This window comes from Trinickia violacea (assembly GCF_005280735.1).
In the GTDB taxonomy this organism is placed as follows: domain Bacteria; phylum Pseudomonadota; class Gammaproteobacteria; order Burkholderiales; family Burkholderiaceae; genus Trinickia_A; species Trinickia_A violacea.
The window spans coordinates 2,872,235-2,888,936 of record NZ_CP040078.1; the positions used below are offsets into that span (position 1 = coordinate 2,872,235).

General features: G+C 59.5%; 19 protein-coding genes. 9 read left to right on the forward strand and 10 right to left on the reverse strand.

Annotation, left to right across the window (positions count from 1 at the left end; all coding sequences use genetic code 11):
• Positions 1–9: 9 nt before the first annotated feature.
• The 6 genes from dhaM to FAZ95_RS34960 all read right to left on the reverse strand — a co-directional run bounded on the left by dhaM (position 10) and on the right by FAZ95_RS34960 (position 4,100).
• Positions 10–399 (reverse strand): dihydroxyacetone kinase phosphoryl donor subunit DhaM, encoded by a 390-nt coding sequence (gene dhaM, locus FAZ95_RS34935; protein ID WP_137336942.1) that lies wholly within the window; start codon positions 397–399, stop codon positions 10–12.
• 4 nt (positions 400–403) lie between these two features.
• Positions 404–1,006 carry a dihydroxyacetone kinase subunit DhaL gene (dhaL, locus tag FAZ95_RS34940; protein ID WP_137336943.1) on the reverse strand — a complete coding sequence of 201 codons (603 nt, stop codon included), beginning with the start codon at positions 1,004–1,006 and terminating at the stop codon, positions 404–406.
• A 480-nt stretch (positions 1,007–1,486) separates the two neighbouring features.
• Positions 1,487–2,185: a helix-turn-helix transcriptional regulator gene (locus FAZ95_RS34945; RefSeq protein WP_137336944.1), complete on the reverse strand. Its 699-nt coding sequence runs from the start codon at positions 2,183–2,185 to the stop codon at positions 1,487–1,489.
• Positions 2,182–3,114, reverse strand: coding sequence for an NAD(P)-dependent alcohol dehydrogenase (locus FAZ95_RS34950; RefSeq protein ID WP_137336945.1), 933 nt, complete (start codon positions 3,112–3,114; stop codon positions 2,182–2,184). Before FAZ95_RS34950 ends, FAZ95_RS34945 begins: the two co-directional genes overlap by 4 nt.
• An 11-nt stretch (positions 3,115–3,125) precedes the next feature.
• On the reverse strand, positions 3,126–3,503 hold the full coding sequence (locus tag FAZ95_RS34955; RefSeq protein ID WP_137336946.1) for a nuclear transport factor 2 family protein: 378 nt from the start codon (positions 3,501–3,503) through the stop codon (positions 3,126–3,128).
• Between the two features lie 201 nt (positions 3,504–3,704).
• A complete protein-coding gene (locus tag FAZ95_RS34960) occupies positions 3,705–4,100 on the reverse strand; it encodes a winged helix-turn-helix transcriptional regulator (RefSeq protein ID WP_137336947.1) in 396 nt (131 codons plus the stop codon).
• A 93-nt stretch (positions 4,101–4,193) separates the two neighbouring features.
• On the opposite strand from FAZ95_RS34960, the gene FAZ95_RS34965 reads away from it, so the two are divergent.
• The 9 genes from FAZ95_RS34965 to FAZ95_RS35005 all read left to right on the forward strand — a co-directional run bounded on the left by FAZ95_RS34965 (position 4,194) and on the right by FAZ95_RS35005 (position 12,316).
• Entirely contained in the window at positions 4,194–4,607 is a 414-nt protein-coding gene (locus FAZ95_RS34965; protein ID WP_137336948.1) for a DoxX family protein, read from the forward strand.
• 12 nt (positions 4,608–4,619) lie between these two features.
• Positions 4,620–5,363 (forward strand): SDR family NAD(P)-dependent oxidoreductase, encoded by a 744-nt coding sequence (locus FAZ95_RS34970; protein WP_137336949.1) that lies wholly within the window; start codon positions 4,620–4,622, stop codon positions 5,361–5,363.
• Positions 5,364–5,645: 282 nt separating this feature from the next.
• The gene (locus FAZ95_RS34975) at positions 5,646–6,458 is read left to right on the forward strand and encodes a gamma-glutamylcyclotransferase family protein (protein ID WP_137336950.1); all 813 of its coding nucleotides are present in this window, start codon (positions 5,646–5,648) and stop codon (positions 6,456–6,458) included.
• Between the two features lie 259 nt (positions 6,459–6,717).
• Entirely contained in the window at positions 6,718–6,888 is a 171-nt protein-coding gene (locus FAZ95_RS34980) for a hypothetical protein (RefSeq protein ID WP_437437762.1), read from the forward strand.
• A gap of 219 nt (positions 6,889–7,107) precedes the next feature.
• The gene (locus FAZ95_RS34985) at positions 7,108–8,625 is read left to right on the forward strand and encodes a PucR family transcriptional regulator (RefSeq protein ID WP_254700113.1); all 1,518 of its coding nucleotides are present in this window, start codon (positions 7,108–7,110) and stop codon (positions 8,623–8,625) included.
• Positions 8,626–8,741: 116 nt separating this feature from the next.
• Entirely contained in the window at positions 8,742–9,206 is a 465-nt protein-coding gene (locus tag FAZ95_RS34990; RefSeq protein ID WP_137336951.1) for an amino acid permease, read from the forward strand.
• 110 nt (positions 9,207–9,316) lie between these two features.
• Positions 9,317–10,699: an NAD(P)/FAD-dependent oxidoreductase gene (locus tag FAZ95_RS34995; RefSeq protein ID WP_137336952.1), complete on the forward strand. Its 1,383-nt coding sequence runs from the start codon at positions 9,317–9,319 to the stop codon at positions 10,697–10,699.
• A 14-nt stretch (positions 10,700–10,713) separates the two neighbouring features.
• Positions 10,714–11,064: a cupin domain-containing protein gene (locus FAZ95_RS35000; protein ID WP_137336953.1), complete on the forward strand. Its 351-nt coding sequence runs from the start codon at positions 10,714–10,716 to the stop codon at positions 11,062–11,064.
• Between the two features lie 127 nt (positions 11,065–11,191).
• A complete protein-coding gene (locus FAZ95_RS35005) occupies positions 11,192–12,316 on the forward strand; it encodes a branched-chain amino acid ABC transporter substrate-binding protein (RefSeq protein WP_137336954.1) in 1,125 nt (374 codons plus the stop codon).
• 108 nt (positions 12,317–12,424) lie between these two features.
• On the opposite strand, the gene FAZ95_RS35010 is transcribed toward FAZ95_RS35005, so the two are convergent.
• From FAZ95_RS35010 to FAZ95_RS35025, 4 genes are all read right to left on the reverse strand, one after another.
• Positions 12,425–13,537 carry a branched-chain amino acid ABC transporter substrate-binding protein gene (locus FAZ95_RS35010; protein ID WP_437437800.1) on the reverse strand — a complete coding sequence of 371 codons (1,113 nt, stop codon included), beginning with the start codon at positions 13,535–13,537 and terminating at the stop codon, positions 12,425–12,427.
• A gap of 321 nt (positions 13,538–13,858) precedes the next feature.
• Positions 13,859–14,641, reverse strand: coding sequence for a class II aldolase/adducin family protein (locus FAZ95_RS35015; protein ID WP_137336956.1), 783 nt, complete (start codon positions 14,639–14,641; stop codon positions 13,859–13,861).
• A 107-nt stretch (positions 14,642–14,748) separates the two neighbouring features.
• A complete protein-coding gene (locus FAZ95_RS35020; RefSeq protein ID WP_137336957.1) occupies positions 14,749–15,720 on the reverse strand; it encodes an electron transfer flavoprotein subunit alpha/FixB family protein in 972 nt (323 codons plus the stop codon).
• 22 nt (positions 15,721–15,742) lie between these two features.
• Complete coding sequence (locus FAZ95_RS35025) at positions 15,743–16,492, reverse strand: electron transfer flavoprotein subunit beta/FixA family protein (protein ID WP_137336958.1); 750 nt, start codon at positions 16,490–16,492, stop codon at positions 15,743–15,745.
• Positions 16,493–16,702: the final 210 nt, after the last annotated feature.

Below are 16,702 nucleotides of genomic sequence, written 5' to 3' on the forward strand. Positions count from 1 at the left end.
TTCTCTCGTTCAAAGTGGGTGAAATTCTTCCGCCATGCTCTTGACCTGCTCGAGTGATGCGCCGCCGGACGCCTCCGCGGCGGCAATGACGGCGCCTTCGACCAGAGGCGCATCGCAGAGGATGACTTTGTGCCGCTGGTGAGCGTCCAGCATTTCGATCGCCATTTCGCTGTTCGTCTCGGCGCCGCCAAGATCGACGAGGACGAGCACACCGGCATCCGACCATGCGCGGCCGATCGCGTCAACGATCGCACCGACGTCGGTGCCGAGGCCGCCGCTCGCGTTGCCCCCCGTATAGGCGACCGGCACACTGTCGCCCACCATTTGATGCACCATGTCCGCCGCTCCCTCGGCGACTTTCGCCGAATGCGACACGATGACGATTCCGACGTTCGGCACGATGTCACTCTCCGAGAAAATCGCACAGCGTGGCAATAACCAGCGAGCAGGAACGCGCGCCGGGGTCCATGTGGCCGATCGAGCGCTCGCCGAGGAATGACGCTCGTCCACGCATCGCCCGCATCGGAATCGTTGCGTCGGCCGCGCTCGACGCCCTGCGTTTGACGCGTTCGAGCAAGTTGGGGGTGCCTTTGCTCAACTCCTCCCGCACCGGCACGAGCACGTCGAGCAGCGTCTTTTGCCCCGCCGACGATTTGCCCCGACGCTCCACGGCGGCGACGGCTGCATCGAACGCGTGACCCACGTCGATGAAGCCGGGCTCGGCGGGCAACTCCTTGCCGAACGTCATGAAGAACGTCCCATAGAGCGGCCCCGATGCGCCGCCGACCGTCAACACAAGCGACTTACCGACTTGGGTCAGCGCATCCGGGAGCGCCTGACGCGAAATGTCCGCGGCTAGCGCCTCGACGGTTTCGAAGCCACGCTTCATGTTCAGCCCGTGGTCGCCGTCGCCTATCGCCTGGTCAAGCGCGGTCAGCTCTTCGACATGCGCGATCACTGCCTGCGCCACGGCATGAAGCAGCGCTTCGAGGGTTTCCGGTTCCATTGCCTGTCTCCTGTTGTCCGTCGCCGCGCCAGCACATGCGCCACCGAACTCAGCCGAGTCCGCGCAGATGTGTGTATGGTGTGACGATGTGTTTAGTAATTTTCTTTGCGACTAAACTTTGAGCGAAGTTTAGCAGGCGAATCGCCGACTTGAAGTATGGGAAACCCTATATTTTTGGCAGGATACGACGCTGCGGCCATGCCGACAGGTCTGAAGCCACTTAACAAAAGTTTAGTGATCAGGGCGGGCCGGTGGATCTACCTAAAGTAGCCTTACCGAAGTCGAGACGTGAACGTCAGCTGAGGCCGACAAGCAACACTTCAACATTGCGAATCGAATGGCTGGTCTTGGAGTGGGAACCGGCGCCTGAATGTCTAAGCGGCGGTACGTGCGAAAGGCTACTCATGGCCCGACGGCCGCCCGAAATGTTTGGCAGTGGACGCGCGTCAAGTTGCTTCGCTTGGCGGGCATCCAGGCGATTTAGCCTTCTCTACGTCGGCGGTCTTCCTGGGCGCGCCACGCCTTGACAAGCTGCCGACGATTGCGTGAATAGCGGTCGTCCAGGAAAGTGGCCTTTGCGATCCGGTCGATGCGGAACAGACGAAAGCCCTCGCGTAGCTCGCACCATGCCGCAATGAACCTTCGGGACTCGACGAAGCCAAGCATGATTGGCCAAATGGTTCGCTCCGAAGGAGCGCCGGCTTGATCCGTGTACACAATGAGCATCTTGCGCTGCTCGCGCATTGATTGCCGAACTCGTGCCAAATCGAGGACTGATGTGTCCTCCTTCTGACGACCGACATAGAGCGCCTCATCGTCCAAGGCTCGCCGCAGCTCAGGAGGAAGGACACCGCTGATTTTGGCGAGCGCGTTCCGAGCCGCGAGCGCCAAATCGTCGTCGGTCTGATGGCTGACCCACTGCGTGCCTGCTACGAGCGCTTGCAGTTCTTCCTCAGTAAAGGACAGGGGGGGCAGAAGGAACCCCGGTCGAAGAATGTAGCCGATGCCGGGCGCGCCATCGATGTCAGCCCCCATAGCTTGTAGCGTGGCGATGTCGCGGCGGATCGTACGTAGCGACACGCCAGTTTCGCACGCCAGTACCTCGCCGGACACCGTTCCACGGTGTCGGCGAAGTACCTGCATGAGGTCGAACAATCGGTGGCTTCGTGACACGCTCAATCCATCACAACAAGGCCCTTCCCGCCAAGCTTACGCCCCCCTTCCAGCGCAGTAACCAATCGGATCGCTTCGGTCAGAGGCACAGTCTCGGCGACAGGGAGCCGAACTTTTCCTTCCTTGGCGGCACGAGCGAGGCCATCGAGAATCTCAGCCCGCGGTGTACAGACAATCGGCTTCAGTCGTTGGTTGATGATCGAACGGATGAACTTGCCTGGGGTTGGGTTAATGTCCAGGAACTTGCCATTCTTGTCCAGCAGGCTGAGCCCCATAGCAGTTGTCATCGTGGCGGCCGTGTCGTAGACCACATCGAAGCGCTTGCCTGTCGTTGACAAATCGGTTGTCCGATAGTCGAAGACAGCTTGAACACCAAGGGACCGCGCCCTTTCCATTGCTTCTGCGCTGCAACTGCCTGCAACCGTGGCCCCCAGCATCAACGCGATCTGAACCGTTGCTTCGCCCACCGCGCCGGTACAGCCATTAACGAAGACACGCCTGCCCGCTTTCAGCTTGGCCTTGTCGACCAGGCCGTTCCAGGCTGTGACGCCCGGAGTGCCAAGGCAAGCCGCATCTTCGAAGGAAACGTTGTCAGGCTTCTTGGCAAGGAACGTTTCGTTGGTGACCACGGCGTGGCCGAGCGCGCCACTTTCCTTGATCCGGGCAAGACCGAATACGGCATCACCAGGCTTGAAGCGCGTCACACCTGGGCCGACCGAGATGACTATCCCAGAGAGGTCGCTGCCCATCGCACGCGGGAAGACCTTGCCGGTGACCATCTTGAGATAGCCGTTGCGCACCTTCCAGTCAATGGGATTGATGGCGGCGAACTTGACCTTCACCGCGACCTCGCCTTTGCGCGGTTCATCCAACTCGAAGTCTTCGAGGCGCATCAACTCCGGGCCGCCGTACTCAGCGTATTGGATACGTTTCATATTCGTCGCGTTCAGTGCGGCTGGACCGTTGCCATGTATGCAGCGAACGGCGTGGCGTCGTAGATCACGTCTGTGGAGGCGAGCTTGCCGTCCTTGACTTTGATGAATTCAGCGACCTTCGAGTGCGGTACCGGATGCGTTTCGACGTCGTAGACCACCACGGCCTCTTCGTCGTCGCCATGGACAGTGAGGACCGTCAGGTTCTTGATCATTTGAGCGAACCCATACTGGAAGTCCCTGAAGCCATCGATACCGGTGATTTGCCCGATTGGCGATGTGCAGACGACATCCTCGGCCGAGATGGAGATGATCGTTTCGAGATCCTTCTTCGCCATCGCTTCGACGTAGGTGCGAGCGATTTGCAGAGCATTGGCGTTGGCTTTAGACATGATGGTTTCCTTTCGTTGGATAAGAAAACTCAGTCTAGGCCACCATAGTGACAGATTCTGGCACCAGTGTTGACGCTCGTGCGTTCAGCGGAGGGCATGCGGCGGATTGCGGGTGACGAACTGAAGTCCGAATGTCCGAGCTAGCGCCGTAGCGAACGACTCTTTGTGGCCGAGTACCGTCCGACGCGACTGGCGCCATCATCATCCCGCCTTTGACTTGGCCACTTTGGCTTTGCGCCCACGCGAAGTGGGCTTTACCGGCACGCTCCGTCCATACTCATTCCACCAGGCCGTTAGTGCCTCCATCGTGGGCCCAAGCCCGCGGGCCTTCTGAGTGATCTCGTACTCCACGCGCGGAGGTACTTCCGCGAATACGGTGCGCAACACCAAGCCATCCGCCTCCAGCTCACGAAGCTGCGCCGTCAGCATGTGCTGTGTGATGCCGGGAATTGCCTTTCTCAACTCGCCGAAGCGATAGATACGCTGGTTGAGCAGCCACATGATTTCGAGCTTCCACTTGCCGGAAAGAAGCGCGAAGGCACGCCGCATTTCATCGTGCATGTTGATCTCGTCATCGCCATTAGTCTGGTTTTTCATACTAAGTGCCATTTTTTCATCCTACTTGCGAGATTTCATCTTAGGCGACATTCTCGTGCCTAATCGATCGAATGACTCGCAAAGGAAGACTTCATGCTTGAGAACTCTGTGTATTGGATCAGCACAGCACTGTTATCGCTGTTGTATCTGGTCTCCGCCCATCTGTACCTGACCAAACGAGACCATGTGAAACAGGCTCAAGTCGCGCTGGGCTACTCCGCCGATCATCTCGTGCCCCTCATGATCGTCGTAAAGATCATGGCCCCTGTCGCCATCCTCTCGCGGTTGAGTGTTCCCCTCAGTGATTTGGCCTATGCCGGCATGTTCTATCACCTGATCTTGTCCGGCATGGCACATCTCGCGGTGCGCAATCTCAAGGCGGCCGTGCCTGCAATCGTAGGTCTGGTGCTCCTCGCAACCTCATTCGTCATGCAAAACACTGCTCGCCAGGCTCCGTCGCCGTATGCGCCGTTCCTCGCGCAGCCCATCCACCAAAGCTTCAACTGAACGGAGATGTTTATGGGCCGACTTAACGGAAAAGTAGCCATCGTCACGGGCGCCGGTCGAGGAATCGGTCGCGCTACCGCGAAACTGTTCGCAGCGGAAGGCGCCAAAGTAGCGGTTCTTTCACTCACCCCCGCCAATGTGGATGCGGTCGTCGCGGACATCAAGGCTTCCGGCGGCACGGCGCTCGGCGTGCCGTGCGACATCAGCGACGCCGAACAAATCAAGGCGGCGGTAGAAAAGGTCGTCGATTCCTACGGCGGCATCGACGTTCTCGTGAACAACGCCTTCGACCCCACCGTTCCCTTCTCGTCCATCATCGACCTCTCGGTGGAACAATTGCAGCGCAATTTCGAGGTCGGCCCAATTGCCTATCTGCGCACGATGCAGGCTTGCTATCCCCACCTCAAGGCGAGCGGTGAAGGCAGGGTCATCAATTTTGGCTCGATGGCGGGCGTCGTGGGCCTCGTGGGTTACGGCCCGTACAGCATGGCGAAAGAGGCGGTGCGCGCCCTGACGCGAACCGCAGCGAAAGAATGGGGCGCCGATAACATCACGGTGAACAATGTTCTACCGGTCGCTGAAACTTGGGATAAGGACGTCAACGTGCCCGCCCCGACCAATCCGCTCGGCCGCTACGGGTCGCCGGACGATGACATCGCGCCCGTCGTCCTTTTCCTGGCGAGCAAGGATGCGCAGTTCCTGACGGGTTACAGTCTCACCCCTGACGGAGGCTCGATCATCGACAGCGCACGGTAATCCACGTCGACTTTGGCCTAGCAGCAATTTGACGGCTCTGAATTTTCGCCCCACCGCCAAGGGCGAGTAGCGCGACTAGGACAGTCAAGGCAATCTAGCAATGCCAACAGAAAACAATCCGGGCGAAAGTTACCTGACCTTCAAGCTAGTGCTAGTTAAGGCAAAAGAATAGCGGCAACTGCGCCGTGCACGATCGTGCTCTTGCCCTCCTGCTGCGCGCAGTTGCCGGGCGGCCCGGCTGAAGCGATCATTTGCGGCAACGCATTGAACGGAGGTCTGACAATGTCAGCGTTGACGAAGATTCGAGGATTCGTTGTGGCGCTGGCGCTCATTGGCTTGGCGGCGCATGCGCAGACCACCGACTTCTGGGGAACGCGTCTTCCCGTTCAGCCGACGCAGTTCATTTTCGGCTACGGCTCGCTCATCAACACGTCATCGCGCGACGCCACGGTCGGCAAGCCGGTTGCGGCGATTCCGGTGCGCGTTTCAGCGGCGTTCGGCTACGTGCGAAGCTGGAGCGACCGCGCGCCCTCAGGGTTCACTGCGCTCGGCCTGCGGCGTCCGTTCAAGGGCGAAGCGCCGATGACGATCAATGGAGTGATCTATCCCGTTGTCGGCAACGACATGTCCGCGTTCGACGAGCGCGAGAAGGGATACGTGCGCGTCGAGGTGCCGCGCGCGCTCATCGAGGCCGTGTCATGGCAGCCGCTGCCGGCGCAGGGGACTGTCTGGGTCTACGTGCCGAAGGCCGAAGGCAAAGCACCGGGCGAAGGGCTTCCGGTGCCGGACGCGAGGTATCCGCTCGTCGAGTCGTATATCGATGTTGTTATTGAGGGCGGGCTCGAGTACGGGCCGGAATTCGCGCGCGAGATTATTGAGACGACCCGAGACTGGAGTCCCTACTGGCTCAACGACCGCACTCTCGCACGCCGGCCATGGGTGTTCGATAAACAGTTCGAGGAGGTCGATGCACTGCTCGCGAGATCGGCGCCCTGCTTCGCGCAGCGGGCCTTCTCCGAGGACTATGCCGCCGAGAGTGCGGCGGTCGCCAAACGGAAAGGCGACGTGTGCCTTCGGGAGGAGTACGGTCGCTAGAGCGCTCGCTTTCAGCTCCAATCCTCTATGTCGTGCTTGCTTTTGTTGCGGTAGACGATCAGCGTCACGACGCTCGGCTCCCTGTTCATCGCGCATGGAAAGGCTGCTGACTGGGGCGGAACCGACGCTCGACTGTCGGTTCGCCTGTGCCGGCGAGTGACTCTTCCTGGCCGCGAGTGAGCCTCCGTCAGGTCCGCCAAAAGCGACCGTCGGGGGTGGCAACACAATCGAACTCCCATCATCCCTGAGGGAGTCTGTCATGGAGACCGAAACTCGCGTGGTGTGGAACAAAGGCAAGTTGGTCGGCCAGAAGCCGCCGCTGAGGCCCAAGGACGTTTGGGCCATCCGGATCTATCTTCAGAACGCTCATGCTGTCCGCGATCTCGCCTTGTTCAACCTTGCAATCGAGGCGGATCGTTTCTTCTCCTGACAACCGGCGCCGTCTCCCGATCGCAGCGGGTGCACCTTCTTGACTGATCCAGCCAAGACCGAGTTGCGTCCATCGCGCCAATCCTTGCATTATCCTGCTCGCAGGATAATCCACACTCGCGCCAGCGCCAGGACTTTTGCGGACCTTCCCCGACAAGCATTCTTAACAAGCCATGATTTCACGGTAGACCCGTGGCAGCCCGTAGTTGAACAGTGTTTCTTGAAGGCGTTCAGATCATCTTCTCTATCTACCTATCAAGTGCAAGTGATGATTACCGTGCAGGAGTTGCTCGATACCCAATCCCTGAAACTAACGGCTCTTGCTGGCTTGTCCGGACTGACGCGGACCATCACTTGGGCCCATGCCGTTGACCTTCCCGATCCCTGGAGATGGATTGCCGCCGGCAATCTGGTCATGACGACGGGTGTAGGCGTGCCGCGCAATGCTTCGGACCAGATTGGCTGGCTGGAGAAGCTGGCGCGTAGCAATGCAAGTGCTTTAGTCGTCGCGCGCCAGGCCGATGCGCCGGAACTGTCACGCGAGATGCTCGATGCGGCAGACCGTCTTATGTTCCCGGTACTGGAAGGGAGCTTCGAGCTTGAATTCGTGCAGTTGTCGAAGCACGTGATCGAGAGTGTGCTACAAGCCCAGCGCGACCGCTTCAGAGCCAGCGAACAACTGTTCGAGACTTATGCGACCGCACTGCGCGAAGTGCCGGACATGGCCGGACGACTGACTGTTCTATCAGATCGGTTGCGACTCGGGCTGGCAATCGAAGATGCTCGCAGCGGCTCGATCATCGTTTCCTCGAGTCCTTTGCCATCTTCTGTCGAGACCAACCCGGTCTTTGTAGAACGCATCGCTATCGGTGGCCGGGCGAAAGCGGACCTGATCATTCACCGTCGAGACGCGGAAGCGATGCAGGATCCGCTGCTGGTGCGCTCTCTTCTCGGCCTGCTCGAGATCGAGCTGGAGCGGCTGATGATCGACCGCGACGACCTGCGAGAAGAAGGCGCGGCACTCTTGCGCAGCCTGTTAAAGGGCGAGGCCGAGTTTTCCTTTCGCCCCATGCTGGAGCGCCGCGGGTTGACGGGCACACTCGTCGTGCTCGCAGTCTCTCCCGGAAAGCAAGGCCCATGGAGCGTAGTCGAGATCCACCATGCGCCGCCTTTGCACACCCGCACACCCTTGCTGCTCGAAGATGACGTACTGCTCGCGTTGGCTCAGGATCACGTCGACACGCTGCAATGCCTGCGGTTCGGCTTGGGCGAGGGCACCGTGGTCGGCATCAGCGGGCCCGTCACGGAGGCCGCCGGCTTTCGCGAGAGCGTGCGCCAGGCGCGCCTGGCGCTTGCCCAGGCACACGAAGTCGGCAAGGATCTCGTGCGCTACGGAGAAATCGAAACCGGCTACATCACGATGCCGAGGTCACTTGCCGAGGCGAGCGCGTTGGTTGGCCGCTATCTCGGTCCCGTGATCGAGTACGACCGCGTCCACGGTACCGCCCTGCTCTCGACGCTTATGACGTTTCTCGAGAACGACGGTAACTGGAAATCCACCGCCTTCGACCTGGCGATACACCGCCAGACCCTTGTCTACCGCCTGAAACAAATCGAGCAGCTGACCGGCGTCAAACCGACCACAACCGACGGAATCACGCGGTTGTGGCTTGCCCTTCAGGCTGGAAAGGCAGCCAATCTGTTGCCTGACGCCCCTTTGAAATCATCAGATGGATAGTCATACATTTGTATAAGAGCCGTCCCTCAAGACGACATTTTGCGCATAGCCTGGCCTGCGCGTTTTGCTTTTAATGGAGGTCACAAAAGACAAATTTCGTTTCCAGGAGACAAACGATGCCTATCCAGACGGAGCTCGATCCGCGGCTGAAACACTCTCTGAAAACCCGTGGCGTACCCGCCTGGGGAGTTATCGCTTCGACACTCGTCGGATATGGCTGTGTGGTGATCGCGGCGCTCTGGCCCGACACGGTCTTCCTGTTCCTGATCAACTCGTCGGGTGCGGTGTTTCTGTTCGTCTATCTGATGATCTGCCTGTCACAACTCAAGCTGAGAGGCGAATGGGAACGTCGCGGCGTGCTGAAGCTGCGCATGTGGGGCCATCCGTGGCTGCCGCTCCTCGTGACTGTCACCATCGTCGCCGTACTGGTAAGCATGGCGCTGGATCCGAAGACCCAGATCAGCCTTCTACAAAGCATCATCGCACTGATCGTCATCCTGGCCTCCTACCCGGTGTTCTGCGTCAAGGGCAAGCGAAAGCAGATGCGGACAGCGACACCATCGGCGGCAAATCGCACGTGACGTCGGCATCGACGAATCAACATACGCCTCGCGTGTGCACGGTAATCGTGCAGCGGGAAATGCCCCCCCCGAATTGCATGAACAAGAACCTGGATTAGTAGGAGAGACGGATGCCATCCGCACAAGAACTGACGCAACTTCCAAACCGCCCGCTGTGGCATGAACCCTCGCGCGCGCGGGACATGATGGACTGCGAAGAACGGGCCGATGTCGTGATCGTCGGCGCAGGTTATACAGGGCTATGGACTGCGTACTATCTGCTGAAGGCGCAGCCATCGCTAAAGGTCGTCCTGCTGGAGCGGGAAGCAGTCGGCTTCGGCGCTTCGGGCCGCAATGGAGGGTGGGCGTCGGCGATATTTCCGATCTCGCTCGAACGCGTGGCGCAAATGTATTCGCACGCCGCGGCATTGCATTTGCAGACCGCGATGAACGAGACCGTGAACGAAATTGGGCGCGTGCTCGATCTTGAAGGCATCGATGCTGACTATGCAAAGCAAGGTTTTCTTTCCCTTGCACGCAGCCAGCCCCAGTTCGATCGAATTCAAGCCTCGGTCGATGCGTCGGTTCGCTTTGGATTGCCGGATCAATGGCGCGCGCTCGATGCGAAGGAAGCTTCGGCGCGGATCGGCGTCGAGCGTGTGCAGGGAGGCCTTTACACCGAGCACTGCGCACTGATCCATCCTGGCAAGCTGGTGCGTGGACTGGCAGCCGTTGTGGAGGGAATGGGCGCGCGCATTTTCGAAAAGACGGCCGCTCTCCACATCGCGCCTGGGCAGGTGACTACAGCGCATGGCGGCGTCAAGGCAACAACGGTGGTGCGCGCAACCGAGGCATTTTCCTGCCAGTTGCCGGAGAACAGCCGCTCTGTCATCCCGCTGTATTCCCTGGTACTGGCGACAGAGCCCCTGTCTCAGGCGCTTCGCCAGCGGTTGAGGCTCGATCATCGCCTGGCGTTCAATGACATGCGCCACCTGAGGGTGTACGGACAGGTGACGGCGGAAGGCCGACTGGTGTTTGGTGGTCGCGGCGCTCCATACCGCTTCGGCTCCCGAATTTCACAGGAGGATGACCTGGTCGACAAAGTGCACGCCAACATCTACGCCGCGATGCTTGAGTTCTTCCCCGACCTGGCCGATGCCCGCATCACGCATCGCTGGGGCGGCGCGCTCGGCGTGTCGCGGGACTGGTGCCCGACTGTGAGCATGGACAAAGACGCCCGCATTGCCTGGGCGGGAAATTACGTCGGCGATGGCGTCGCAACGAGTAACCTGGCCGGCCGCATCTTGCGCAATCTGATTCTCGATCGCAATGACGAGATCAACCGGTTGCCTGTGGTCAACCATCGCTCACCGGCGTGGGAACCGGAGCCTTTTCGCTGGATTGGCGTCAATGGCGGTCTCACAGCGGCGGGCTTCAGTGATCTTGAAGAACGTGTAACCAACCAGCCGTCGCGTACGGCACGAGTCCTCGAAAAGCTGACGGGTGCCCATTGAAAAAGGAGTGATACATGACGAAGTTCACCATCATCAAAGCCGCCGATATTGCTTCGGCCCGACTCGCCTCAGCAGGCCAGCGAGCCGGGGCCGATAGCGGCGATCCCCAAATTGCTGTCAAGACTGTTGCGCCCGAGGCGGTTGGCAATCTGGGGATATGGGAATGCCAGCCAGGAGGCTGGCCAGTGATAAACCGCCCCGATACCGAATTTACGTACATCATTTCTGGCCGTGCCAGGCTCACCGATGACTCGACGGGTGAAGTGACCGAGATCGTCGGTGGAGATCTCGTGATCTTGCCGCCCGGTTGGACGGGGCGCTGGGATGTACTGGAGCCCGTTCGCAAGATCTACGCGATTTATTGAACCTGATCCGCGAGCATCGAAAAGAGCGGCGAGTTCGCGATGCCGACGGCCAGGTGACGTTTTATTTAGCTGAGAAGCACAGACGGCAGGGTATTTATAAAACCGACCTATTGTTTGGAGACAAAGCATGCATAAATTCATTATTCTTGGCGCGACAGCCTATACAGCGGTCACTCTAACGCTGCCGGCAATGGCACAGGAAGTTGTTGTGATCGGACATTCGGCCCCGCTAACGGGGCCTCAAGCGGCAAACGGCAAGGACAATGAATATGGCGCGCGGATGGCTGTCGACGAACTGAATAAACAAGGGGTGCTGATAGCAGGCAAGAAGGTGACTTTCAAGTTGGAGTCGCAAGATGATCAGGCGGACCCCAAAACCGGCGTTCAGGTCGCGCAGAACCTCATTGACCGCAACGTCGTCGCTGTCCTGGGGCCGTATAACTCAGGCGTAGCTATTCCTGCGTCTCGCGTCTACAACAATGCGGGGGTCCCTCTCCTGCCTGTCGCATCAAACCCAGCGATTACAGAGCAAGGCTTTAAGAACATTTTCCGGATTGGTGCCAGCGACGCCCAGCTTGGTGGGACGATGGGGGACTTTGCAGCCAAGGAGTTGAAAGCCAAAACGGTAGCCATCGTCGACGACCGTTCTGCGTATGGGCAGGGAATCGCGGAGCAATTTGAGGAATCGGCCAAGGCAAACGGCCTAGAAATTGTCGACAAGCAATTCACCAACGGCCAGGCAACCGATTTCCTTGCCATCCTCACGGCAATCAAAGCTAAGAATCCCGATGTGATTTTCTTCGGCGGCTACGCATCTCAAGCTGCGCCGATGGTTAAACAGATGCGGCAGCGCGGTCTGAGAGCGAAGTTACTTGGTGGAGACGCCATCTGTACAGCCGACATGGGAAAAGTGGCAGGCGAGGCGGCCTCGATTGTCTACTGTTCTCAAGGCGGGACCGCCCTGGACAAGACTGAGGAAGGTAGGAAATTCATTAAGAAGTACAAGGACACCTATCATACAGACATGCAAGTTTATGCGGTCAACTACTACGATGGAGTCAAAATGTTGGCCGACGCCATGACGAAGGCAGCGACGACGAGTGACAAAAGCAAACTGATCGCACAGCTGGCGAAAGAACAATACAAGGGGATAGCCGGCACTTACTCCTTTGATGCCGATGGGAATCTTAAAGGCGCGCCAACAACCGTGTATGTCATTCGAAACGGCTTGCCCGTTCCTTACGTCAATTAAGCGAAGACTTCACGGACTTCGTTGAAATGGCCGGGTACCTATTCAAGCGTACCCGGTCAATAGTCCTGACCAACGAAGGGCGCTTTTGTGCAAGCGATGTGCAAGTCCTCAGTTCTTCAGTGCCTGGACCTGCTCTCCGTGCGCAATCGCCTCAGGCACCCACTTGCCCCCCGTCACCTTGTAGAACGTTGCCGCGGGATCTTTCAGATCGCCGCTTGACGTGAACGCAATTGCACCGGAGATCCCTTCAAACGACACGGACTTGATGAACGGCGTGTACACCTTCGGGTCGGTTGAGTTGGCTTTCTGCATCGCGTGAATCAGCACCCAAGTCGCATCGTAGGCAGCCGGTGCATAGGCGACCACGCCCTGCCCATATTTCGATTTCATTTTCGAATCGAACTGCTCGCCGGCCTTCATCATCGACAACGGCACGCCGTAGTCCCAGGACATGGCCCCATCCGCGTCCGATCCCGCCACTTGAAGGAACGTATCGTTCTCAAAGCTGCCACCACCGAGCAGCGTGGCCTTCATGCCGAGCTGACGCATCTGCTTGGCGAGCATGCCCGCTTGCTGGTCCAGGCCGCCCCAGAACACGACGTCCGGATTGAATGACTTGATGTGAGTCAGTTGCGCCTTGAAGTCCACAGCCTTGTCCGCCGTAAATTCGCGGTCCACGACCTTTCCACCGGCCTTCTCGACGCCCTTGACGAACTCGTCGGCCATACCCTGGCCGAACGCGGTGCGATCGTCGATGACGGCAATCACCTTGCCTTTGAGAGTCTCCACAGCGGAACGCCCTGCCAGTTGGCCCATTTGCGCGTCGGAATTGGTCACGCGGAAGACGTTGGCGAAACCTTGCGATGTGAGCGTCGGATTGGTCGCCGTGGGCGAGACCATCGGGATGCCCGCGTTGTTATAAATCCGCGACGCCGGAATGCTCGTGCCCGAGTTGAAGTGCCCCACCACGCCCGCGACATGCGCGTCGACCAGCTTCTGGGCCACCTGGGTGCCGGTACGCGGATCGCCTTGGTCATCCTCCGCATCGAGCGCGAAATGGACCGGTTGTCCGGCGATCACAATCTTGTCGGCGTTGGCGTCTTCGATCGCCATTTCAGCGCCGCGCTTGACGTCGATGCCGTAATGAGCCGACGCACCCGTCAGGGGGGCGGCAAATCCGATCGTGACGTCCGCGGCGTACGCCGACGAACCGAGCGCCATCACACCGGCGAGCACTGCGGGAATCGCAGCAACAGTCGTTACAGCAAAACGCGTCTTCATTGCTTTCCTCCAGAGATTAGGCTAATTACCCATTTACATAGCATGACTAACTTATTTTTCTATTCCTTCAAAACACCGGGCTCGAGGATCGTCGGCGCGACAGACGACCCCCTCTCCTCCTTTACGACGACGATCTTCCGGTTTCAGCGATGTCTCGATCGGTTGAAACCAAGAGTATGACGTGTGTCGTCATATGTCAACGAATCAAAATAACGCCCTGGCTCGGGGTTTTCCTGACCTCGACGGCCTGCCACTCCGCGTTCAAACGCGATAGCCGGCGCCATCTCGATCAAGCAATCGCAACAGCGCGGTCCACTCTCGATCCAGATGCGTCGTGCTCAAATAGGCGTAGTCGTCGTGCTGCTTCGCCGCATGCTCGCAAACCTCGGGCGATGGAATCGTGACCTTCTGCCCTGCCGACAACGTCGCCACCTGGATCTCGCAGGCCTTGTTCAGATAGAACATGCGCGTGAATGCCTCGGCGACCGATCTGCCCGTCGTGAGCAACCCGTGATTGCGCAAGATCAGATAGTCTTTCTCGCCGATCGACTTGACGATGCGCACGCGCTCGTCGAGATCGAGCGAGATGCCCTCGTAGTCGTGGTAGGCCACGCGGTTGTAGAACTGCATGCTGATCTGATTCAGCGGCAGCAGGCCGCACTCCATCGCCGCGACCGCCATGCCGTGCGTCGTATGCAGATGCACGACGCATTCGACGTCGTGCCGCGCCTGATGCAGCGCGCTATGAATCGTGAAGCCGGCCGCGTTGACTTCGAATCGATCGTCGCCGATCGGATTGCCCTCGACGTCGATCTTGACGAGCGACGACGCCGTGATCTCGTCGAAGAACCAGCCGTGCGGATTGATCAGGAACTGATCGCTCCTGCCTGGGACGCGCGCCGAAATGTGCGTATAGATGAGGTCCGTGAGGTCGTATTTGGCGGCCAACCGGTAGGCGGCAGCGAGCTGAACGCGCGTGTCCCACTCCGCCTGGGAGATGTTGCGGGGCTTTCGATTGATATGTGGATCGGTGGTAGAGATCATTCTGTTTCGTTCTCCATTTCGTGACATCGATGACGATTCGCGGTCGAATGACCGCGTGGGTGATTCGATCGGTTTGAAACTGGGTAAGCGCTGTCGATTCGACGCGGCTATACCTCGTTGGCAAAAGCGGGCACGAGCTCGAACAGATCGCCAACGAGGCCGTAGTCGGCCACGCTGAAGATCGGCGCTTCCGGATCCTTGTTGATCGCGACGATCACCTTCGAATCCTTCATGCCAGCCAGGTGCTGAATCGCGCCCGAGATGCCGACTGCCACGTACAGCTGCGGCGCAACGATCTTGCCCGTTTGCCCCACTTGGTAATCGTTCGGCACATAGCCCGCGTCGACCGCCGCGCGCGACGCGCCCAGCGCCGCGTTCAGCTTGTCCGCCAGCGGCTCGAGCACCTTCGTATAGTTCTCGCCGCTGCCCAAGCCGCGGCCACCCGACACCACGATGTGCGCGCTCGTCAATTCGGGGCGGTCCATCTTCGTCACTTCGCGGTTCACGAACTGCGAAATGCCGGCGTCGGCCGCGGCTTCGATCTTCTCGACGGCTGCGCTGCCGCCTTCGGCCGCCACCGCGTCAAAACCCGTCGCGCGCACCGTGATCACTTTGATCGGATCGCTCGACTGCACCGTCGCGATCGCGTTGCCCGCGTAGATCGGACGCTCGAACGTGTCGGCGCTGTCCACTGCGGTGATTTCGCTGATCTGCGCCACGTCGAGCTTCGCGGCCACGCGCGGCGCGATGTTCTTGCCGTAAGCCGTCGCAGGAGCCAGGATGTGCGAGTAGTCCTTCGCCGGGTCTTGCACCAGCGTCAGCACCGTCGCTTCGACGTTTTCCGCCAGGCCCTCGGCCAGTTGCGGCGCGTCGGCGAGCAGCACTTTGCTGACACCCGCGATCTTCGAAGCGGCATCCGCTGCGGCTTGCGCGTTGTGGCCCACCACCAGCAGGTGAATGTCGCCGCCAATCTTCTGTGCGGCCGCGACCGTGTTCAGCGTCGCGCCCTTGATCGACGCGTTGCCCCCCAGGGGGACTTCCTTCGGGGCGTCGTGTTCGGCAATTACCAGAATCGTCATCTCTATCGTCTCCGCGTCCGTCTCACAGTACCTTGGCTTCGGTCTTCAGCTTCTCGACCAGCGTCTTCACGTCCGGCACCATCACGCCGGCGCTGCGCTTGGGCGGCTCCGTGACTTTCAGCGTCTTCAGGCGCGACGCGACGTCCACCCCAAGGTCTTCGGGCTTCAACGTTTCGAGCGGCTTCTTCTTCGCCTTCATGATGTTCGGCAGCGTCACATAGCGCGGCTCGTTCAGGCGCAGATCGGTGGTGACCACAGCGGGGAGCTTCAGCGACAGCGTTTCCGCGCCGCCGTCCACTTCACGCGTCACCGTCGCTTTACCGTCGGCGACGACAACCTTCGACGCGAACGTCGCTTGCGGCAGGCTCGCCAGCGCGGCGAGCATCTGGCCGGTCTGGTTGCTGTCGTCGTCGATCGCTTGCTTGCCGAGGATCACCAGCTGCGGCTGCTCTTTGTCGACCACTGCCTTGAGCAGCTTCGCGACCGCCAGCGGCTGCAGGTCTTCGCTCGACTCGATCAGGATCGCGCGATCCGCGCCGATCGCCAGCGCCGTGCGCAGCGTTTCCTGACATTGCGCCACGCCCGCCGACACCGCGATCACTTCCGTCGCCACGCCGGCTTCCTTCAGGCGCACCGCTTCTTCCACCGCGATTTCGTCGAACGGGTTCATCGACATCTTCACATTCGCGATGTCCACACCCGTGTTGTCCGACTTCACGCGGACCTTCACGTTGTAGTCGACTACGCGCTTGACTGGCACCAGGATCTTCACACCACCTCTCCTAGAAAAATCCCCAATAATTTAATTTCTCATCTAACCTACATCTCAAACACTGCTGCGCCAGAATGCTTGCGCCCGGTCTCAGTCCAGCGCGGATAGACACGATAAATCGTTTAAAAACAATTGCTTGTAGTCGTTCACTCTGCTCACCCAAGACCCGACAGGCAAAAAATAATTTGGCGCTGTTGACATCACTGTAAG